Source organism: Microbacterium halophytorum, from assembly GCF_002970975.1.
Taxonomy (GTDB): domain Bacteria; phylum Actinomycetota; class Actinomycetes; order Actinomycetales; family Microbacteriaceae; genus Microbacterium; species Microbacterium halophytorum.
Genome location: NZ_PNFA01000005.1, coordinates 329,448 through 347,993, shown reverse-complemented (window position 1 = coordinate 347,993; position 18,546 = coordinate 329,448). Strand labels below are relative to the sequence as shown.

Genomic DNA, 18,546 nt, shown 5'->3' with positions numbered 1-18,546 from the left:
GCGCCCTCGCGCCCCGAGATCTCCGCCGCACGGGGGAGGCGCCGCGGCGCGAGCCGGGCGTACCGTTGTGGCACGACCGGCCGGAAGGGGGCCCGGATGTCTGACACCAGCAAACCAGCGGGGCGGTGGGCGGATCGAGAGCCGAACTGGGGCCTCGGCGTCGCGCTCGGGCTCGGAGTGGGAACGGCGATCGGCGTCGCGACGGGCGACCTCGGGGTATGGATCGCGATCGGCTGCGCCTTCATGGCGGTCTTCGCCTTCGCGTTCGCGACGCCGAAGAAGGGCGGCGGGGCCGGAGGATCAGGGCCCGAGCGGGGCGGACCCGACGACGGCGGGGCCGGCCCGGACGGCGGCGACCCCGGCGCGGACGGCGGCGCGCTCCCGCGCTGACCCCGCCCGCGCGCCGCCCGACCGCCGTCAGCTCGCGAGCTCGCCGACGACGCCGTCGCGCGCCGTCCACGCGGGCGCGGACGCGACCAGGTGGGAGAGCCGTTCGAGCCGCTCCTCCGTCGCGCGGTCGGCGGGCGACATCACGATGATGCGCGCGCCGCTGCGCTGGTCGAGCCACAGGCTCTGGAAATCGACGTTCAGGGCACCCGCCCGCGGCGAGCGGTACCGACGCAGCCGGGTGCGCTCGTCCGCGACCTCGTGGTGCTCCCACAGGCGGCGGAAGTCGTCGGAGCGCTCGAGCAGGCGGTCGATCAGCTTCTCCCACCGCGGCTCGTCCCTGTGCTCGGCGCGGTGCGCGCGCAGTCGGGCCGCGATGTCGGGCAGCACCTGCGACTCGTCGACGAGGGCGCCCCGCCACGCGGCCTCGGTGAACATCAGCCACGCGCAGTTGCGGTCGTCGGGGTCGTAGGCGTCGAGGTCGTCGAACAGGAACCGGTAGGCGCGGTTCGACGCGACGATCTCGTAGCCGTCGGTCTGCACCGCTGCGGGGAACGGCAGCAGCTTCTCGAGGATCGCCGCCTGCGACGGCAGCAGCCGCATCGGCGGCGCCTGCTTCACGGGCGCGTGGCCCGACAGCACGAGCGCATGGTGCCGCTCCGCCTCGGTCATCCGGAGCACCCGCGCCACGGCGCCGATGACCTGCTCCGAGACCCCGGACGCCCTGCCCTGCTCGAGCCAGGTGTACCAGGTGATGCCGACACCGGCGAGCTGCGCGACCTCTTCGCGGCGCAGGCCCGGCGTACGCCTCCGCCCCGTCGAAGCGAGCCCGATCTCCCCGGGCGACACCCGCTCGCGGCGCGCGCGGAGGAACGCGCCGAGCTCGCCCAGCTGCGGTTCTGCTCCCGTCATGCCTCCCAGTCTGGCGGCTCCCGAAGCTCCGTGCCAGGTGCCGCTGGTAATAGGATGAATGGGCTTCTGGTAACAGGATGAATCCCGGCGGACGCTGGTGCGATGTCTTCCCAGAACACCGGCCGCGCGCTCGCTCCATCCGGGCTCGCCGTCCTGCTCATCGTCTACGTCCCCGTGAACTTCACGTTCGGGTCTGTGAACGTGCTGATCCGCGACATCGGGCGCGACCTCGGCGCCTCGCCGGCCGTCGAGCAGCTCGTGCTCTCGGCGTACACGGCATCGTTCGCCGCGTCGCTCGTGGTCGCCGGCAGGCTCGGCGACCGATTCGGGCGGCGCCGGATGCTCGTCGCCGGCGGCGTCGGGGTGGCGCTGCTGAGCATCGCCTCGGCCTTCGCGACGACGGCAGCCGCACTGATTGCGCTGCGCGTGCTGCTGGGTCTGGCCGCCGGGCTGCTGACGCCCCAGGTGCTCTCGATCATCCGGGCCGCGGCCGACGGGCCCCTGCAGCGCACCGGCATGATGCTCTTCGCCGCGATGAGCGGCGCCAGCACGGTGCTCGGGCAGGTCGCGGCTGGGGCGGTCTCCGCCGTCGTCCCGGACGAGCTCGGCTGGCGGCTGGTGCAGGTCGCGACCGGGGCCATCGCGCTCGCGGGCATCGCCGCGGTTCGGGCAGTGCCGGCGTCGCGGTCGGCCGAGAGGCTCGCGATGGACCTGCCGGGCGCCGCGACGGCGGGCGCGGCCGTGCTGCTCCTCATCGTGCCGCTCACGATCGGCGGTGGCGATGCTCTGACGGTCGCGGCGCTCGCCGCGGGCGTCGTCGCGCTGATCGCGTTCTGGGCGATGCAGCGGCGCTCGGAGCGCAGGGGCGAGCAGCCCGTCGTGCCTCCCTCCGTGCTGCGCGTCCGGGTCGTGCGGCGGGGCCTCGTGATGACGCTGCTCTTCTTCGCCACCTATGGCGCGTTCCTGTACGAGCTGGCGGCGCTCGCGCAGGCGCGCTTCGGGCTCGGGGCGCTCGGCGCCGCGCTGCTCGTTCTCGGCTTCGGGCTCGCGTTCGTCGCGACGTCGGTCCTGCTTCCCGCGCTCCTGCCCACGGCGGGGCCCCGTGCGATGACGGCGGCGGCGCTCGCCCAGGCCGCGGCATTCCTCGCCATCGCGCTGCTCTCGTTCGCGGGCCGCGACGATATCTGGACGCTGCAGGCCGTGCTGATCCCGCTCGGCGCCGCGCAGGCGATGATGTTCGGGCCGCTGCTGGGCACCGTGCTCTCGCGGGCTCCCGGCTGGGCCGCCGGCGCGGCGAGCGGCCTGTTCACCACGATGCAGCAGGTCGGGCTGAGCGTCGGCGTCGCGGTGCTCGGCGGCGTGTTCTCGGCCGTCGCGGGCGAAGGCGGCGAAGGGCTCGACGGCGCGCTCGGCGTCGTGTTCGTCGTGCACGCGGTGTGCGCCCTCGTGTTCGCCGCCCTCGCCCGCACGCTCGGCGCGGGGGAGGGGCTCACCTCTCCGTCAGGACCCCGTCGCGCAGCTCCAGCGTCAGATCGACGCCCAGTCGGCTGAGGAACGCGTCGTCGTGGCTGACGACCGCGACGGCGCCGCGGTAGGCGCGCAGGGCGTCGACGAGCTGGTCGACCGTGTCGAGGTCGAGGTTGTTCGTCGGCTCGTCGAGCACGATCAGCTGCGGCGGCGGGTCGGCCAGGAGCAGCCGGGCCAGCGCGACGCGGAAGCGCTCGCCGCCCGAGAGCGTGCCGACCGGCCGGGCGACGGCATCGCCCCGGATGAGGAAGCGCGCGAGCCGGTTCCTCAGCTCGCGATCGGGCACGCCCGGCGCCGCGCCCCGCACGGCGTCGAGCACCGTCGCGGCGTCGTCGAGCCCGTCGATGCGCTGCGGCAGGTACCCGATGCGGTCGGTGTGCGCGACGGCGGAGGGCGCCGGGCGCCGTCGCTCCTCGCCCGGCGCCGGCCCCCTGGTCTCCGCGGGTTCCGTCGCGGCGGAGCCTGGGGCTCCTGCGTCGGGCGCGGGCAGCCCCAGCAGCTCCCGCAGCAGCGTCGTCTTCCCCGCGCCGTTCGGCCCGATGATCGCGATCCGCTCCGGGCCCTCGACGACCCAGCGGCGCTCGTCGCCCGGCAAGGCGTGCGGGGCGCCCGCGCTCGCCGCGGCATCCGCGGCGTCCACGACCTCCCGAGCGCCGCCGGGGGTTCCGCCGTCGGTGCCGCCGTCCGCGTCCGGCGCGGCGAGGATCGCCGACGCGAACGTCGCGATCCGGCGCCCCGCGGCGACGGCGGGGTCGGGCAGGTCGAGCCTGACGCGATCGTCGTCGCGGACGCGCAGTTGCGCCTCGTCGTACGCGGCGCGCGCCTCGGCCTCCTTCCCCGCGACCTCCGTGCGCAGGCGACCGGCCGAGACCTGCGCGGCGCGCTTGCGGCCCTGTGCGATGATCTTCGGCACGCGCTTCTCGATCTCGGCCTTCTTCGCGGACCGCGCACGCGCGGCGAGCTTCGCCTCCGCCTCGATGCGCTGCCGCTTCTCCTTCGCGAATGCCTTCTTCGCGTCGACCTCGGCCTGCGCGGCCGCCGCCTGCTCGGTCTCGAGCCACGCGCGCCACTCGGAGTACGGGCCGCCGAACACCGACAGCCCGCCCTCGTGCAGTTCCGCGGTGTCGTCCATCAGCTCGAGCAGGGCGACGTCGTGCGAGACGACCACGAGGGCCCCTCGCCACGCGCGAACCATGTCGTACAGGCGCGCCCTGGCGTCGCGGTCGAGGTTGTTCGTCGGTTCGTCGAGCAGCGTGATCGGCGCTCGCCGCATCCGGATGCCCGCTATCGCCACGAGCACGGCCTCGCCGCCCGAAAGGGTGCCGACGGTGCGGTCGAGTGCATCAGGCGGGAGACCGGCCTCGGCGAGGGCGGCCTGTGCGCGGGCCTCGACGTCCCAGTCGTCGCCGACGGCGTCGAAGTGCGCGGGGTCGGGGTCGCCGGCCTCGATCGCGCGCAGCGCGGCGAGGGGCGCTGCGACGCCGAGCAGCTCGGCGACGCCCCGGTCGACGTCGAGAGTGAGCCGCTGCGGCAGGGAGGAGACGCCGCCCTCGCGGGTGATCGTTCCGGATGTCGGGGCCATCGCCCCGGACAAGAGCCGCAGAAGGGTGGATTTGCCGGCGCCGTTGCGGCCGACGAGGCCCGTGCGGCCGGAGCCGAACGAGCCGGACACATCGTCGAGCGCGAGCGACCCGTCCGGCCAGGCGTATGTGACGGAAGAGAGAGTGAGTACAGGCATAGGGCCCTCCTTCGGGGCCGCGGTGCGTTCGTGCACACCAGGTTCTGGGTGCGCGGAACCGCGGCGCCCGCCGAGGCGGAGCCTCGAGGCGGGTCAGCCCGTCGGGGGTACGGCGAGCGTCGTCGGTTCAGCGCGGGAGCGCGGAAGCTGCGACGATCTTCACCGGTGATCCTTCGTTCGACGACAGGGGCCAGGACAGCGTAGCCCGCATGCCCCTGCGGTGTCCACAGGCGCCCCCGCGCTCGCGGCACCCCGATCCCGTCGCGGGCCGCCGGATGAGCGGAATGCGCACGCAGCGCGAGCGGGTCGGGCCCGCCACTGGGCAGATCACGGCGTCGTCCGTCGGCGAACCCGCTTTCATTCAGCTGGCGCACAGGTTACGATCTCCCTTTGACACGGGCGCGCGTTCGCACCCGCTACCTCCACAAGAGACACAGACGAAGGAACGCAATGTCGCGAGCAGACGCCGCCGCGGCGGTACCACAGCGCGAGCAGTGGACCGGCCAGACCGGCTTCATCATTTCGGCCATCGGCTCGGCCGTCGGCCTCGGAAACATCTGGCGCTTCCCCGGCGTCGCGTACGAGTCGGGCGGCGGGGCGTTCCTCATCCCGTACCTCGTCGCGCTCGTCACGGCCGGCATCCCCATCCTCTTCCTCGACTACTCGATCGGCCACCGCTTCCGCGGCTCGGTGCCGACCGCGCTCAAGCGGCTCGGCGGCAAGCTCGGCGAGGGCCTCGGCTGGTTCCAGGTCGGCATCTGCGTGTTCATCGCGCTGTACTACACCGCCGTGCTGGCGTGGTCGTCGAGCTACTTCGTCTTCTCCTTCGGGCGAGGCTGGGGCGATGACACCGCCGGCTTCTTCGTCGGCGAGTACCTGAAGGTCGACGCGAGCCCGTTCACGCTCGACTTCGTCGGCGCCGTGCTGATCCCGCTGGCCATCATGTGGGTGGTGACGCTCGTGATCCTCGGCTTCGGCGTCGTCAAGGGCGTCCAGCGCGCCAACATGATCTTCATCCCGCTGCTCATCGTCGGGTTCCTCATCCTCGTGATCTACGCGCTCACGCTGCCGGGCGCCGCCGACGGCCTGAACGCCTTCTTCACGCCCGACTTCGCGGCGCTCGGCGACCCGAACGTCTGGATCGCGGCGTACGGCCAGGTGTTCTTCTCGCTGTCCGTGGCGTTCGGCATCATGATCACGTACTCGACGTACCGCCGCCGCCGCTCGAACATGACGAGCGCCGGTCTCGTCGTCGCATTCGCGAACTCGTCGTTCGAGATCCTCGCCGGAATCGGCGTGTTCGCGGCGCTCGGCTTCCTCGCCTTCCAGCAGGGCGTCGGGATCGGGGAGCTGGAGGGCCTCACAGGCCCGATCCTGTCGTTCGTCACCTTCCCCGCGATCGTGAACGAGATGCCGGGCGGCCCGTTCTTCGGCGCCCTGTTCTTCGGAGCGCTGACCCTGGCGGGCCTGACCTCTCTGATCTCGATCCTCGAGGTCGTGATGGCCGCCGTGCGCGACAAGTTCGGCTGGTCGCGGGCGCAGGCAGTCTACGGCTTCGGCGGCGTGCTGGCCGTGATCTCGCTCGTCCTGTTCGGCACGACATCCGGCCTGACGGCCCTCGACACGATCGACGCCTGGACCAACCAGCTCGGCATCGTCGGCTCGGCCGTCGCGATGGCGGTGATCGTGCTCTGGGTCAGGCGCAAGGGCCCCGAGCTCGCCAAGCACCTCAGCACCGTCTCGACCTTCAAGGTCGGCACGATCTGGCAGGTGTTCACGGGCATCCTCGCGCCGATCGTGCTCGCCTACATGCTGATCTCGAAGGTCGTCGACTTCCTCACCAACGGCTACGAGGGCTACCCGACGTGGTACCTCTGGGTCGCCGGCTGGGGCAGCCTGATCGTCATCCTCGTCTTCGCGTTCATCCTGCCGTCGGTGCGCTGGCGCCACGACCCATCGAAGTTCGAGGCATGGCCCACCAATGAGCAGCTCGGAGTGAAGGGAGGCGCCCGATGAGCGCCATCGCAATCACATTCCTCATCATCGCGGCCGTCGTGGTCTGGGGCGGGCTCGTCGCGAGCATCGTCTTCCTGGCCAGGAGGCCAGAGGTCGAGGCCTACCCGACCGGCGGTGAGGACGAACCCGTCACAGGTCCGTAGGGAATCCGGATGACGCGGCCGCGGCCGGTGCCGAGCGCACCGACCGCGGCCGCGTCGCGTTGGGAGGCGCGCTGCGGCTCGCCTCGTCGGCCGCGCCCCGGGGCGCGTTCGCGGCGCCAGGGCGCGTGGGCCCGCCCGCCGTCCGCGACGGGGTATACAGGAGGCATGACCGTTCGCACGCCAGACCCGGATGACATGCCGGACGACCCGGACGACCTGCCGTCCGACCCGCTGTCGGACGGCGGGGCCGCGAACCCCGGCTGGCTCAGCGAGGTCGAGCTCGCCGAGGCGCGGCGCCGGCTGCCGTTCCTCTACGTCGAGGGCGTGCCGGTGCGCACCGACGGGAACGGCCAGGTCACCGAGGTCGGCCTGCTGCTGCGCGCGAGCCCGCTGGGCGAAATGAGCCGGACGATCGTGTCGGGGCGCGTGCGGTTCGGCGAGACAGTGCGCGACGCCCTGTTCCGCCACGTCGAGAACGACCTCGGCCCGATGGCCTTCCCCGCCATCCCGCCGTCGCCCGTGCCGTTCACGGTCGCGGAGTACTTCCCGCTGCCGGGCGTCTCGGCGTTCCACGACGAGCGCCAGCACGCCGTGTCGCTCGCGTACGTGGTCCCGGTCACGGGCACGTGCGAGCCGCGCCAGGACGCGCTCGAGCTCACGTGGCTGTCGCCGGATGAGGCCGCCAGCGATGCCGTGTCCGCGGAGATGGAGGGCGGCCGCGGAGCCCTCGTGCGCCAGGCCCTGGCGCACCTCGGCGCGCTGCGCTGACGCGTACGCTCGATCGGGTGACTGAACCGATCGCCTACCCCTCGGCCCTGTCCGCCTGGCTCGCCTTCGCGAGCACGCGCTCCGACGACCGCCTCGCCCGAGCGGACGAGCTCGTCGCGCGGCTCGTGGACGGCACGGCTCGCTCCGCTCCGGAGGTCCTCGCGATCTGGCACGACGTGCAGATCGCGGTGCGCTCGGTGCGCAACGAGGCCCGCCTGCTCAGCGAAGTGCATCCGGATCGGGAGGTGCGGGAGGCGGCCGAATCGCGCCTCGCACGGGGCAGCGCGAAGCTGTCGGAGCTGATGGCCGACGCCGAGCTCGCGGCCGTGTTCGGGGGCGCCGACCCCGCGGACCTCGACGCCGACGCCGCCCGCGTGCGCGAGCGCGCTCTGCGAGGGTTCCGCCGCGGCGCCGCCGACCGCGACGAAGCAACGCGGTCGACGGCACGGGAGCTCGCGGCGCGCGACACAGAGCTCGGCCTGGCGTTCGCCCGCAGCATCCGCGAGGGGCGGCGGGAGATCCGCGTGGCGCCCGAGGCGCTCGCCGGCCTGCCCGCTGACTTCGTCGCGCGGCATCCGGTCGGCGACGACGGGCTCGTCGCGCTGTCGACCGACTCCACCGACGTGATGCCGGTGAGCCGCTACGCGACGGATCGCGCGACCCGGATCGCCCTGACCGCGGCCCGCGCCGACCTCGCCTGGCCCGAGAACGATGCCGTGCTCGCCGAGCTGCTCGACGTGCGGCGCCAGCGCGCCGCGCTGCTCGGGTACGGCGACTGGTCGGACTACGAGACGGAGGAGCGGATGGCCGGCTCCAGCGCCCGTGTCGCCGCCTTCCTCGACGAGGTCGACGAGGCATCGCGGGAGGCCGCCGAACGCGAGTACGCGCTCCTCCTCGCCCGCCTGCGCGAGGAGGTTCCTGACGCCGAGGCCGTGACCACGGCCGACCAGCAGTACCTCCTGGCGCGGCTGCACGAGGAGCGCTTCGCCGTCGACGCGCAGGAGGTGCGCTCGTACCTGGCGTTCGAACGGGTGCTGGGCGGCGTCCTGGCGACGACGGGGCGCCTGTTCGACATCGCGTACGTGCCCGTCGAGGTGCCGACCTGGCACGGCGATGTGCGCTCCTACGACGTGGTCCGCGACGGCGCGCGCATCGGGCGCATCCACCTCGACCTGCACCCGCGCGACGGCAAGTACAACCACGCGGCCTGCTTCGGCATCGCGCCCGGCGTGCGGGGGAGGGTGCTGCCCGAGGCCGCGCTCGTGTGCAACTTCCCGACGGGGCTGATGGAGCATCGCCAGGTGCAGACCTTCTTCCACGAGTTCGGGCACCTCGTGCACCAGATCCTCGGCGGCGACCAGGAGTGGCTCGCGTTCTCGGGCGTCGCGACCGAGTGGGACTTCGTCGAGGCGCCGAGCCAGATGCTCGAGGAGTGGGCGTGGGACGCCGGTGTGCTCGCCTCGTTCGCCGTGAACGACGCCGGCGAGCCGATCCCCGCAGAGCTCGTGCGCCGGATGCGCGAAGCCGACGCCTTCGGCCGGGCGCTGCTCGTGCGCACCCAGCTGGGGCACGCCCGCGTCTCGTACCACCTGCACGTCGACGGGCCCGCGGATATCGCCGCCGCGACCGACCGCTGGCACGCGGCGTCGACGCCGGTGGCGCGGCCGGAGGGCAGCCACTCGTACGCCTCATTCGGGCACCTGACGGGGTACGGGGCGAGCTACTACACCTACCAGTGGAGCCTCGTGATCGCGCGCGACCTGCTCACGGGCTTCGCCGGCCCGCTCGACGCGGAATCCGCGGCGCGCTACCGGCGCGAGATCCTCGAACCGGGCGGCAGCCGCGATGCCGCCGACCTCGTCGAGGCCTTCCTGGGGCGCCCGTTCGCGACGGATGCGTACCGGGAGTTCCTCGGCGGCCGCTGACCGACGCCGGGGGCACGGGCCGCACCGGAGCGGAACGGCGTTCGCCCCGGTGCGGCCCGTTGCGGCTCCCGCGGGCGTTCCCGCCCCGCGTCGCGGCGCGGGAACGGCGCCGCGGCGGGCTGTCAGGCCGCGGTCTCCGCCGCGACCGCGGCGACGAGCGCGTCGATGTCGGACTCGGTGGTGTCGAAGCTGCACATCCAGCGCACCTCGCCGCGCGAGGCGTCCCAGTCGTAGAAGTGGAACCGGTCGCGCAGGCGGTCGGCGACGCCCTCCGGGAGCGTCGCGAACACCCCGTTGACGGGGCCGTCGGCGACCGAGACGCCGGCGATCGCGCCCGCGCCGATCAACGCGTTCAGGCCGTCGCGCAGTCGGGCCGCCATGGCGTTCGCGTGCGCCGCGCTGCGCAGGAACAGGTCGCCGTCGTAGAGCGCGAGCAGCTGCGCTGACACGAAGCGCATCTTGCTGGCGAGCTGCATGTCGAACTTGCGCAGGTAGATCAGGCCGTCAGCGGCATCCGGATCGATCGCGACGATCGCCTCGGCCGCGAGGGCGCCGTTCTTGGTGCCGCCCAGGCTGAGGACGTCGACGCCCGCGTCCGTCGTGAACTCCCGCAGCGGGGCGCCGAGCGCGGCCGCGGCGTTCGCGATGCGCGAGCCGTCCATGTGCACCGTCAGCCCGGCGGCGTGCGCGCGGTCGGCGATCGCCCGGATCTCGTCGGCCGTGTACAGCGTGCCGAGCTCGGTCGACTGCGTGATCGACACGACCCTGGGCTGCGCGTTGTGCTCGTCGAGCCGGTTCGCGAGGGCCTCGTCGATGTGCGCGGGAGTCAGCTTGCCGTCGACCGTCGGGAACGGCAGGAGCTTGATGCCGGCGACGCGCTCAGGGGCGGCACCCTCGTCGGTGTTGATGTGCGCCGTCTGCGGGGCGATCACGGCACCCCACCGAGGCAGCATCGACTGCAGTGCCACGACGTTCGCGCCCGTGCCGTTGAAGACGGGGAAGGCCTCGGCTCGGTCGCCGAAGTGACCCCGGATGACCTCCCGCAACCGGTCGGTGTACGCGTCGTAGCCGTAGGCGCTCTGGTGCCCGCCGTTGGCGGCGGCGATGGCCTCGAGGACCTCGGGGTGGATGCCGGAGTAGTTGTCGGACGCGAAGCCGCGCTGGGCGGGGTCATGCAGAGGGATCACCGGACCAGGGTAGTCGGCGGTCGATCCGCGTTCCTGACGGGGCGCGCACCGGCGTCGGGCTGCGGGCGCGGAACTGGCAGACTCTCACGGAGGGCGGCGAACGGGAGGCGTGTGAGCGAGCAGGGCGGCGAAGGGCGGCGCGGCGACCGCACGCGCACGATCGCGCGCTGGCTCCTGGGTGCAGGGGTCCTGGTGGCGTTCGCGGCCGGCGGCGAGGCGCTGCAGCGAGCGGCGTCCCTGCCGATCCCTGGTTCGACCCTCGGCATGATCGCGCTGCTCGTGGTGCTCGTGCTGCCGTTCGGGAACCGGCTGATGCGCGTCGTCGCGCCCGCCGCCGACACGCTCATCGCCGTGCTGCCGCTCCTGCTCGTGCCGCTCGCCGTGGGCGTCATCGGCGCGTTCGGCACGCTCGCGGAGCACGCGCTCGCGATCATCGCGGCGCTCGTCGTCGGCTGGCTCGCGACCTTCCTCACGGCGGTCTTCGTCGCCGATCTGCTGATGCGGGGGCGTTCGTGATCTGGCTGGCCGTGACGCTGCTCATCTGGGCGGGTGCGAGCGCCCTGGCGCGCGTCGGGCGCGGCTGGCTGAACCCCGTGCTCGTCAGCACGATCGCGATCGCGGCGCTGCTGATCATCCGGAACGTGCCGCTGGCCGAGTACCAGGAGGGGACCATCCCGCTGACGGCGCTGCTCGCGCCCGCGATCGTCGCGCTCGCACTGCCGATCCGGCGCCACGGCGGTGAGCTCGGGCGCCTGCTGCCCGCCCTCATCGTCGCGGCGGTCGCTGGTACCGTCGTCGGGCTCGCCGTGACGGTCGCGGTCGCGTGGGCGCTCGGGGCGCCGCCGGATGTCCTGCTCGCGCTCGCGCCGAAGCACGCGACGTCGGCGGTGTCGGCCGCCGTCGCGGAGGTCGTGGGCGCCGACGTGGCGCTGGCGGCCGTGTTCTCGATCATCACGGGCATCCTCGGCGCCGTCGCCGGCCCGCCGCTGCTGCGCCTGCTGCGCCGCCGCGACCCCGTGTCGCAGGGCTTCGCGATCGGCCTGTCCGCGCACGCGATCGGCACGGCGCGCGCGATGGAGCTCGGCCCGACGACCGGCGCCTCGTCGGCGCTCGGCCTCGCGCTCGCCGCCTTGCTCGTGCCGCTCGCCGTGCTCGTCGGCAGCCTGCTCGGCTGGCTCTGAGGCACTGCACAAACCCCGAGCCGCGGCAAGATCGGCGCGATTCTGCCGCGGCTCGAGGATTCTGCCGCGGCTCGGCACCCGATCGCGCCCGCCGACGTACGTCTCCAGGATGACGCGGCGCGCGCCTGCTCCGCGTAGCGTCGGAGTCATGCGCAAGACCCTGTTCCGTCGGATCACGCGCGGGCAGCTCGCCTTCGACATCGTGCTGGCCGCGCTGTTCGTGCCGTTCTTCTCCTTGGGCATCGTCGGCGACCTGTTCGTCGGAGGGGCCGCGTACTCGCCCGCCGTCCAGGCATGGGGCGTCGCGATCACGGTCGTCTTCGGCGTCGCGCTGGCGTTCCGGCGCCTGTCGCCGGTTCTCGCGCTCGCGATCGCCTGGCTGGGCGCGATCGCGCAGATGGCCGTGGGGATGTCGCCCCAGTTCTTCGACGTCGCCGTGTTCTTCGTGCTCTACGCGACGGCGGCGTACGGCACGACCGTCGTGATGTGGGTCGGTTGCGGCTCCGCCGTCGCGGGCGCGCTCGTGGCGGCCGTGTACATGGGCATCCAGTACGCGGTCTACAGCCCCGTGCTCTCGCCGCTCGACTGGGGGGTGACCGTCGGCATGTGGTTCGCCATGGTCGCGTTCGCTCTTCTGCTGTCGTGGACCACCGGCGCGCTCGTCCGGGCGGCGCGGCAGGCGCGCGCGAACCGCGAGGCACGGGAACGGGCGGAGCTCCTCGCGGCCGGCGAGCAGGAGCGCGGCCGCATCGCGCGCGACATGCACGACGTCGTCGCGCACTCTCTCGCCGTCGTGGTCGCGCAGGCCGACGGCGCGCGCTACGCGGCGGACGCCGACCCCGCCCTCGCGAAGGAGGCGCTCGGCACGATCAGCAGCACGGCCAGGGCCGCTCTCGTCGACGTGAGGCAGCTGCTCGCCCAGCTCCGGCACAGCCAGGCGGCCGGCCCCCAGCCGCGCCTGGCCGACCTCGAGGGGCTGTTCGCGGGCGTGCGCGCTGCGGGCGTCGAGCTCTCGGTCGACACCGACCCGACGCCGCCGGGAGAACCGCCCACGGGCGTTCAGCTGGCCGTGTTCCGCATCCTGCAGGAGGCCCTGACGAACGCGCTCCGACACGGCGGGGGCAGCGCCGTCGACGTCCGGATGGCGTGGCGGCCCGGTCGCGTCGTGATCGAGGTGCGCAACGCGGTCGGCGACGACCGGGCGCACGCCCAGGGCCGCGCGCCGGGCGGCGCTGGGCCCCGCGGTCACGGCATCGTCGGCATGACGGAACGCGCCCACCTCGTCGGCGGTACGCTCTTCGCGGCGCCGGATGGCAGGATGTTCGTCGTGAGAGCTGAACTGCCGGTCACCGGCTACGCGCGCGACGGCGCCGTCGGCGGCCGAGAGGCGGCGGAGTGACCGCCCCGATCCGGGTGGTGCTCGTCGACGACCAGGCCCTGTTCCGCGCGGGCATCCGCATGCTGCTCGGCTCCCAGCCCGACATCGAGGTGGTCGGCGAGGCCGGGGACGGGCGGGAGGGCGTCGCCGTCGTCACCGAGAGCCGGCCGGATGTCGTGCTCATGGACATCCGGATGCCCGTCATGGACGGCCTCGAGGCGACGGCGGAGCTGCTGCGGCGACCCGACTCGCCGCGCATCGTCATGCTCACGACCTTCGATCTCGACGAGGCGGCCGCGCGCGCGATCCGGCAGGGCGCGAGCGGATTCCTGCTCAAGGACGCGGAGCCGGAGTTCCTCCTGGCCGCTGTCCGCTCGGTGCACGCCGGCAGCGAGGTGATCGCCGCCTCCGCGACGCGCGAGCTGTTCGCGCATTTCTCCCCGCCCGCGAAGCAGCCGCCCGCGGCGTGGAGCGAGCTCACGGAGCGCGAACGAGAGATCTTCGCGTATGCCGCTCGCGGAATGAGCAACGCCGAGATCGCCGCCGCGGAGTTCCTGAGCGAGGCGACGGTGAAGACGCACGTCAGCCGCATCCTCACCAAGCTCGCGCTGCGCGACCGCGTGCAGCTCGTCGTCTTCGCGCACGAGCACGGGCTCGCCTGAGGCACCTCGTCGTCCGTCGGTTCCACGCGAGACGTGATGTCCTCTCGGGCGGTCATCCTCGGGATGCACGCAGATCATCCCGCAGGCCGATGACCCGGTGCCGCGCGCTTCGTAGCGTCGAAGGCATGGACATCACCACGACCGACCTCGGCCTCGCGGCCCGGGTCGCAGACCTCACCAAGACCTACGGAACCGGGAGCTCCCGCGTGACGGCCCTCGACGGCGTGAGCGTCGGCATCCGGCGCGGCCAGTTCACGGCCGTGATGGGGCCGTCGGGCTCGGGCAAGTCGACCCTCATGCACGTCATGGCCGGGCTCGACGCACCGACGTCGGGCGCCGCGTGGATCGGCGACACCGAGATCACGGGGCTGAGCGACGGGCAGCTGACGGTGCTGAGGCGCCGCAGGGTCGGCTTCGTGTTCCAGGCCTTCAACCTCGTGCCGACGCTCGACGTGCGCGGCAACATCCTGCTGCCGTTCGAGCTCGACGGACGGCGGCCGTCCGGAGACGAGTCGGCGCGCATCGAGGCGCTGATCGCGCGCCTCGGCCTCGCCGACCGGCTGTCGCACCGCCCCCACGAGCTGTCGGGCGGGCAGCAGCAGCGCGTCGCGATCGCCCGCGCGCTCGCGACCGCACCCGACCTCGTGTTCGCCGACGAGCCGACGGGCGCGCTCGACTCGCGCACGAGCCGCGAGGTGCTCGACCTGCTCGCGGATGCGAGCAAGCGCCACGGCCAGTCCATCGCGATGGTGACGCACGACCCGATCGCGGCGAGCTGGGCGGACCGCGTGCTCTTCCTCGGCGACGGCCGTATCGTCGCCGACAAGCCGCGGCAGACCGCCGAGGAGATCTCGGCGCACATGCTGCGCGCCGAGGGGGAGCGCGCCGGCGCCGCCCAGGGGGAGGCGGCATGAGCGCCGCGGCAGTCGTCGCGCCGCCCGCGGCCGCCCGCACCCGCGCGCCCGCGTTCGCGCTGCTCCGCGAACGGGGGATGGGGGCGAGCGTCCTCGTCGCGGCGATCTCGACGGCGTTCGGCGTGGTGCTGCTGTCGACCACGGGCTTCCTGAGCGCGATGTCGACGGCGCTCTACGGAGAATCCGGGATGCTGGCGCTGGTGCTCGGCATGACCGCCGGCGTCTTCATGATCATCTCGATGTACGTCGGAGCCGTCGTCACGAGCAACACCTTCGCGACGGTCGTCGCGGGCCGCACGCGGCAGATCGCGTTGATGCGGCTGATCGGGGCCTCCGCGCGATCGCAGCGCTCGGCGGTCGCCCGTCAGGGCCTCGTCGTCGGTGCCCTCGGCGCGCTGGTGGGTCTCGTCGTGGGCCTCGCGCTGTCGGCGATCGGCTCGCGGCTCGCCGACAGCGCCGTTGTCGCGGAGGCCGAGGCCTCCGGCTTCACCGGCATGCCCGACATCGGCTACGACGTGCTGCAGCCGTGGGTGCTGCTGCCGGCCGCGGCCGTCGTCGCCACCACCTGGCTCGCCGCGTGGGCCGGTTCGCGCCGCGTGCTCGCCGTCACGCCGCTGCAGGCGCTCGGAAACGCCGCGCCGCGCTCGGCGCGCGAGGCGGGCGGCCGGCGCCGCGGCGTGGGCAGCATCGTGCTCCTCGTGACCGGCTTCGCGCTGCTCGGCGCGGGCGCGGCGCTCGGAGTGTTCACGCCGCTCGGGCTGCTCGTGGCGTTCCCGGGCGGGCTGTTGTCGTTCACGGGGCTCAGCATCGGCGCGACGCTCGTGATGCCGCCCGTGCTGCGCCTGGTCGGTCGCCTGTTCGGCGGAACGGCGACGGCGCGTATGGCGTCCGAGAACGCGCTGCGGTACCCCGAGCGCTCCAGCCGCATGGCGATCGGCGTGGTCATCGGCGTCACCCTCGTGACGATGTTCGCCGTCGCCGCCGAGACGGCGAAGGCAGTGTTCGTCGCGAATTCCGGCGGCGCCGATGTCGAGCAGGTCACGACCGTCCTCGACATGTTCTCGCTCGTGATGATGGGGCTCGTCGCCGTCGCCGCCGTGATCGCCGCCGTCGGCCTCGTCAACCTGCTCACGATCGGCGTCGTGCAGCGCCGCACCGAGCTCGGCCTGCTGCGCGCCATCGGGCTGTCGAACCCGCAGGTGCGCCGCATGGTGATGCTCGAGGCCGCGCACATCACGATCTCCGCAGTCGTCTTCGGCCTCCTCCTCGGCGTGCTGTACGGCTGGGCGGGCGCGCAGTCCCTCCTCGGGGCCCTGTCGCTGAACGGCCAGGAGCCGTCGGGGCACCTGATCGCCCCCGCCGTGCCGTGGCTCACAGTTGGGGTGATCGCGGCGGCCGCCGCCGTCCTGACGCTGCTCGCGTCGGTCGCGCCGACGCGCCTCGCGACGCGCGTCTCGCCGGTCGAGGCGCTCGCCGCCGACTGAGCGGAGCCGCCTCCGGCCGCGCAGCAGCGCCGCTCAAGCGCCGCTTCCTGCGGGTGGGCGCGGACCTGCATCAAGCGGCACCTGAACGGCGTGCGTCGCGTTCGGGTGCCGCTTTGTGCGGGTGGGGTCGCGGCGGACGCGGATGAAGGCGCGCGTGAGCGATCGTCGCGGGCGAAGGCGTACGCACCGGATGACCCGGGCGTGCGCCGAGGCGGGCCCCGGCCCGCACGTGCTCAGCCCGCGGCAGCCCTGGCCCTCCGCCGCACCGTCGTCGGCACCTCGCGGTGGCGCCACGCGATGACGAACCGCGGGTCGAACCTCGGCGCGCACTTCGTGCAGGAGCTGACGCGCGGCGGGCGCCGATACCGATGCAGGGCGTGGCCGTTCGGGCAGGTGCCGACCCAGGGGGCGAGCTCGGTCGGCGTCCGCCCGTTGTGCGTCGTGCCGCCGACGTAGCCGATCTCGCGCGCGATGCGCTTCCACTCGGGGCCGTGGCCCGCGCCGGCGCCCGCCATCGCGTGCGCGACCTCGTGCAGCAGGGTCTGATGCACCTCGTCGTCATCGTTCAGCGCCGAGATGTAGCGGGAGACCGTGATGCGCCGATGCGTGTGGCTGCACACGCCCGCGCGGCGCTTGGCGTTGTCGAACCCGAACGACCACGTGCCGTCGAGATGCATCCGGATGAGGGCCTCGGCCCACACCCTCACCCGTTCGAGATCTGCCATGCAGGCACCCTAATCCGACCCACGGACGCCCGGCGCCGAGCGCACGGCCTCAGCCGGCGGAGACCGCGGAGCGGCGGCGCTCGGTCGCCTCGATCATCGTCATGGCCAGCTCGAGCTCGTCCTCGCTCGCGCCGAGCTCCTGCCGCAGGAACAGCACGCGCTTGAAGTCGGAGCGCGCGCCCTCTGCGTCGCCCGCCGCGTGCCGCTCGCGGCCGCGGTGGCTCAGCGCGAAGGCGGCGATCGACGGCCACTCCTGGCCATCGGCCTCCTCTGCGCACGTCGAGAGCTCGGCGTCGGCCGCCTCGTACGCGCCCCGCTCCGTCAGGACGGAGGCGTGCAGGATGCGCGAGCGCAGCAGGTCCTTGCGCGTGCCGGCCATGCGCGCGACGCGCACCGACTGCTCGCTCAGCGCGACCGATTCGTCCAGCTCACCGAGCACCTTCAGCAGCCAGACGCGCTCGAGCAGCGCCGGAAGGCTCCTCTGCGAGCCGATGTCCTCGAGCCGCTGACGGCACGCCGACGGATCGACGATCTCGCGGAGGCTCTCCGAGTCGTACCCCTGGATATAGCTCAACACGACTCCCTTCTCGAGCGCGCGCGGGCCGCTCGCAACACCAGTGTGCAAGACGCTCCTGGCCGCGCGCTGGCGGCGCGCGGCCGACACCCGAAACCGAACCGTTATCTCGGCGCTCGGCCCGCCGTCACCGCTCGAAGAGGCGCAGATTCGGCTTGGGCGAGTCGGTCGCGTCTCCGTCGTGCGCCGACCGCGCGCCGGCGATGAAGCGTTCGACCTCGTCGCCGTGGGCGATCTTCGCGGGGTGGGGGCCCGCGGCCATCAGGCGGGGGAGCCACTCGACGGGCAGCGGAGCGGCGGATGCCGCGATCACCAGGTTGCCGAAGCGGCGGCCCTTCAGCACCTGCACCTCCGCGAGGATCGCGACCTCGCCGAGGACCTCGCGGATCGTCGCGACCTGGCGCCGGGCGAACGCGAGCCCCGCCCCGTCGGCGACGTTCACGAGCAGGACGCCCGTCGGGGAGAGCAGGCCGGCCGCCGCCGAGTAGAACTCGACGGTCGTGAGGTGCGCGGGCGTCTGGGCGCCCGAGTACACGTCGCTGACGAGCAGGTCGACGGCGCCGTGCATGCCCTGCGGCATCCGGCCCAGCCCGTCGCGGGCGTCGCCGATGCGCACCCGGATGGCCGCCCCTCGCGGCAGCGGCAGGTGCTCGCGCACGAGGTCGACGAGGGGCTGCTCCAGCTCGACCACCTGCTGTCGCGAGCCCGGTCGCGTCGTCGCGATGTAGCGGGGGATCGTCATCCCGCCGGCACCGAGGTGCACGGCCGTGAGCGGCCCATCCGGGAGCTGGTCGATGACGGCGCCCATCCGCGCGACGTACTCGAAGTGCAGGTGCGTCGGGTCGGCGAGGTCGACGTGCGACTGCGGCGTGCCGTCGACGTCGACCTCGAACCCGGTCGTCACGTCGCTCGGCAGGATGCGAGCGATCCCGCCCGCCAGCCGCGCCTGCGGCACCTGACCCGGGTCGTCCCTCTTCCTGCCCATGCGGTCACTCTACGGCGCCCGATCGACCCGGAACCGAACA

General features: G+C 73.4%; 18 protein-coding genes. 12 read left to right on the top strand and 6 right to left on the bottom strand.

Annotated elements, in window-relative coordinates; translation table 11 throughout:
* The first annotated feature begins 96 nt into the window (after positions 1-96).
* On the top strand, positions 97-390 hold the full coding sequence (locus C0010_RS07240; RefSeq protein WP_105609290.1) for a hypothetical protein: 294 nt from the start codon (positions 97-99) through the stop codon (positions 388-390).
* A 27-nt stretch (positions 391-417) separates the two neighbouring features.
* Here the strand turns inward: C0010_RS07240 and C0010_RS07235 are convergent, their stop codons facing one another.
* Positions 418-1,299, bottom strand: a complete 882-nt coding sequence (locus C0010_RS07235; RefSeq protein ID WP_105566371.1) for a helix-turn-helix transcriptional regulator — start codon at positions 1,297-1,299, stop codon at positions 418-420.
* A gap of 102 nt (positions 1,300-1,401) precedes the next feature.
* On the opposite strand from C0010_RS07235, the gene C0010_RS07230 reads away from it, so the two are divergent.
* Complete coding sequence (locus tag C0010_RS07230; RefSeq protein WP_105566370.1) at positions 1,402-2,850, top strand: MFS transporter; 1,449 nt, start codon at positions 1,402-1,404, stop codon at positions 2,848-2,850.
* Here the strand turns inward: C0010_RS07230 and C0010_RS07225 are convergent.
* Positions 2,789-4,564 carry an ABC-F family ATP-binding cassette domain-containing protein gene (locus tag C0010_RS07225; protein ID WP_105566369.1) on the bottom strand — a complete coding sequence of 592 codons (1,776 nt, stop codon included), beginning with the start codon at positions 4,562-4,564 and terminating at the stop codon, positions 2,789-2,791. The genes C0010_RS07230 and C0010_RS07225 overlap by 62 nt on opposite strands.
* 450 nt (positions 4,565-5,014) lie before the next feature.
* On the opposite strand from C0010_RS07225, the gene C0010_RS07220 reads away from it, so the two are divergent.
* The 4 genes from C0010_RS07220 (at position 5,015) to C0010_RS07205 (ending at position 9,416) form a co-directional block, all read left to right on the top strand.
* A complete protein-coding gene (locus C0010_RS07220) occupies positions 5,015-6,580 on the top strand; it encodes a sodium-dependent transporter (protein WP_105566368.1) in 1,566 nt (521 codons plus the stop codon).
* Positions 6,577-6,723: a methionine/alanine import family NSS transporter small subunit gene (locus C0010_RS07215; RefSeq protein WP_105566367.1), complete on the top strand. Its 147-nt coding sequence runs from the start codon at positions 6,577-6,579 to the stop codon at positions 6,721-6,723. Before C0010_RS07220 ends, C0010_RS07215 begins: the two co-directional genes overlap by 4 nt.
* 165 nt (positions 6,724-6,888) lie before the next feature.
* Complete coding sequence (locus C0010_RS07210; protein WP_105566366.1) at positions 6,889-7,491, top strand: NUDIX hydrolase family protein; 603 nt, start codon at positions 6,889-6,891, stop codon at positions 7,489-7,491.
* Between the two features lie 17 nt (positions 7,492-7,508).
* Positions 7,509-9,416, top strand: coding sequence for a M3 family metallopeptidase (locus tag C0010_RS07205; protein WP_105566365.1), 1,908 nt, complete (start codon positions 7,509-7,511; stop codon positions 9,414-9,416).
* A 122-nt stretch (positions 9,417-9,538) separates the two neighbouring features.
* Here C0010_RS07205 and C0010_RS07200 read toward each other — a convergent pair whose 3' ends face one another.
* A complete protein-coding gene (locus C0010_RS07200; RefSeq protein ID WP_105566364.1) occupies positions 9,539-10,603 on the bottom strand; it encodes a threonine aldolase family protein in 1,065 nt (354 codons plus the stop codon).
* A gap of 111 nt (positions 10,604-10,714) precedes the next feature.
* Here C0010_RS07200 and C0010_RS07195 point away from each other — a divergent pair, with 111 nt between their 5' ends.
* The 6 genes from C0010_RS07195 to C0010_RS07170 all read left to right on the top strand — a co-directional run bounded on the left by C0010_RS07195 (position 10,715) and on the right by C0010_RS07170 (position 16,222).
* Entirely contained in the window at positions 10,715-11,119 is a 405-nt protein-coding gene (locus tag C0010_RS07195) for a CidA/LrgA family protein (RefSeq protein ID WP_158685356.1), read from the top strand.
* Complete coding sequence (locus tag C0010_RS07190; protein ID WP_158685354.1) at positions 11,116-11,784, top strand: LrgB family protein; 669 nt, start codon at positions 11,116-11,118, stop codon at positions 11,782-11,784. Before C0010_RS07195 ends, C0010_RS07190 begins: the two co-directional genes overlap by 4 nt.
* Before the next feature lie 148 nt (positions 11,785-11,932).
* Positions 11,933-13,183, top strand: a complete 1,251-nt coding sequence (locus tag C0010_RS07185; protein ID WP_232531798.1) for a sensor histidine kinase — start codon at positions 11,933-11,935, stop codon at positions 13,181-13,183.
* A complete protein-coding gene (locus C0010_RS07180) occupies positions 13,180-13,824 on the top strand; it encodes a response regulator (RefSeq protein WP_105566362.1) in 645 nt (214 codons plus the stop codon). Before C0010_RS07185 ends, C0010_RS07180 begins: the two co-directional genes overlap by 4 nt.
* Before the next feature lie 125 nt (positions 13,825-13,949).
* Positions 13,950-14,738, top strand: a complete 789-nt coding sequence (locus tag C0010_RS07175; RefSeq protein ID WP_105566361.1) for an ABC transporter ATP-binding protein — start codon at positions 13,950-13,952, stop codon at positions 14,736-14,738.
* On the top strand, positions 14,735-16,222 hold the full coding sequence (locus C0010_RS07170; protein ID WP_105566360.1) for an ABC transporter permease: 1,488 nt from the start codon (positions 14,735-14,737) through the stop codon (positions 16,220-16,222). Before C0010_RS07175 ends, C0010_RS07170 begins: the two co-directional genes overlap by 4 nt.
* A gap of 233 nt (positions 16,223-16,455) precedes the next feature.
* On the opposite strand, the gene C0010_RS07165 is transcribed toward C0010_RS07170, so the two are convergent.
* The 3 genes from C0010_RS07165 to C0010_RS07155 all read right to left on the bottom strand — a co-directional run bounded on the left by C0010_RS07165 (position 16,456) and on the right by C0010_RS07155 (position 18,506).
* Positions 16,456-16,947, bottom strand: coding sequence for a SprT-like domain-containing protein (locus C0010_RS07165; RefSeq protein WP_105566359.1), 492 nt, complete (start codon positions 16,945-16,947; stop codon positions 16,456-16,458).
* Positions 16,948-16,996: 49 nt separating this feature from the next.
* Positions 16,997-17,521, bottom strand: coding sequence for a hypothetical protein (locus tag C0010_RS07160; protein ID WP_105566415.1), 525 nt, complete (start codon positions 17,519-17,521; stop codon positions 16,997-16,999).
* Positions 17,522-17,648: 127 nt separating this feature from the next.
* Complete coding sequence (locus C0010_RS07155) at positions 17,649-18,506, bottom strand: spermidine synthase (protein WP_105566358.1); 858 nt, start codon at positions 18,504-18,506, stop codon at positions 17,649-17,651.
* Positions 18,507-18,546 lie beyond the last annotated feature (40 nt).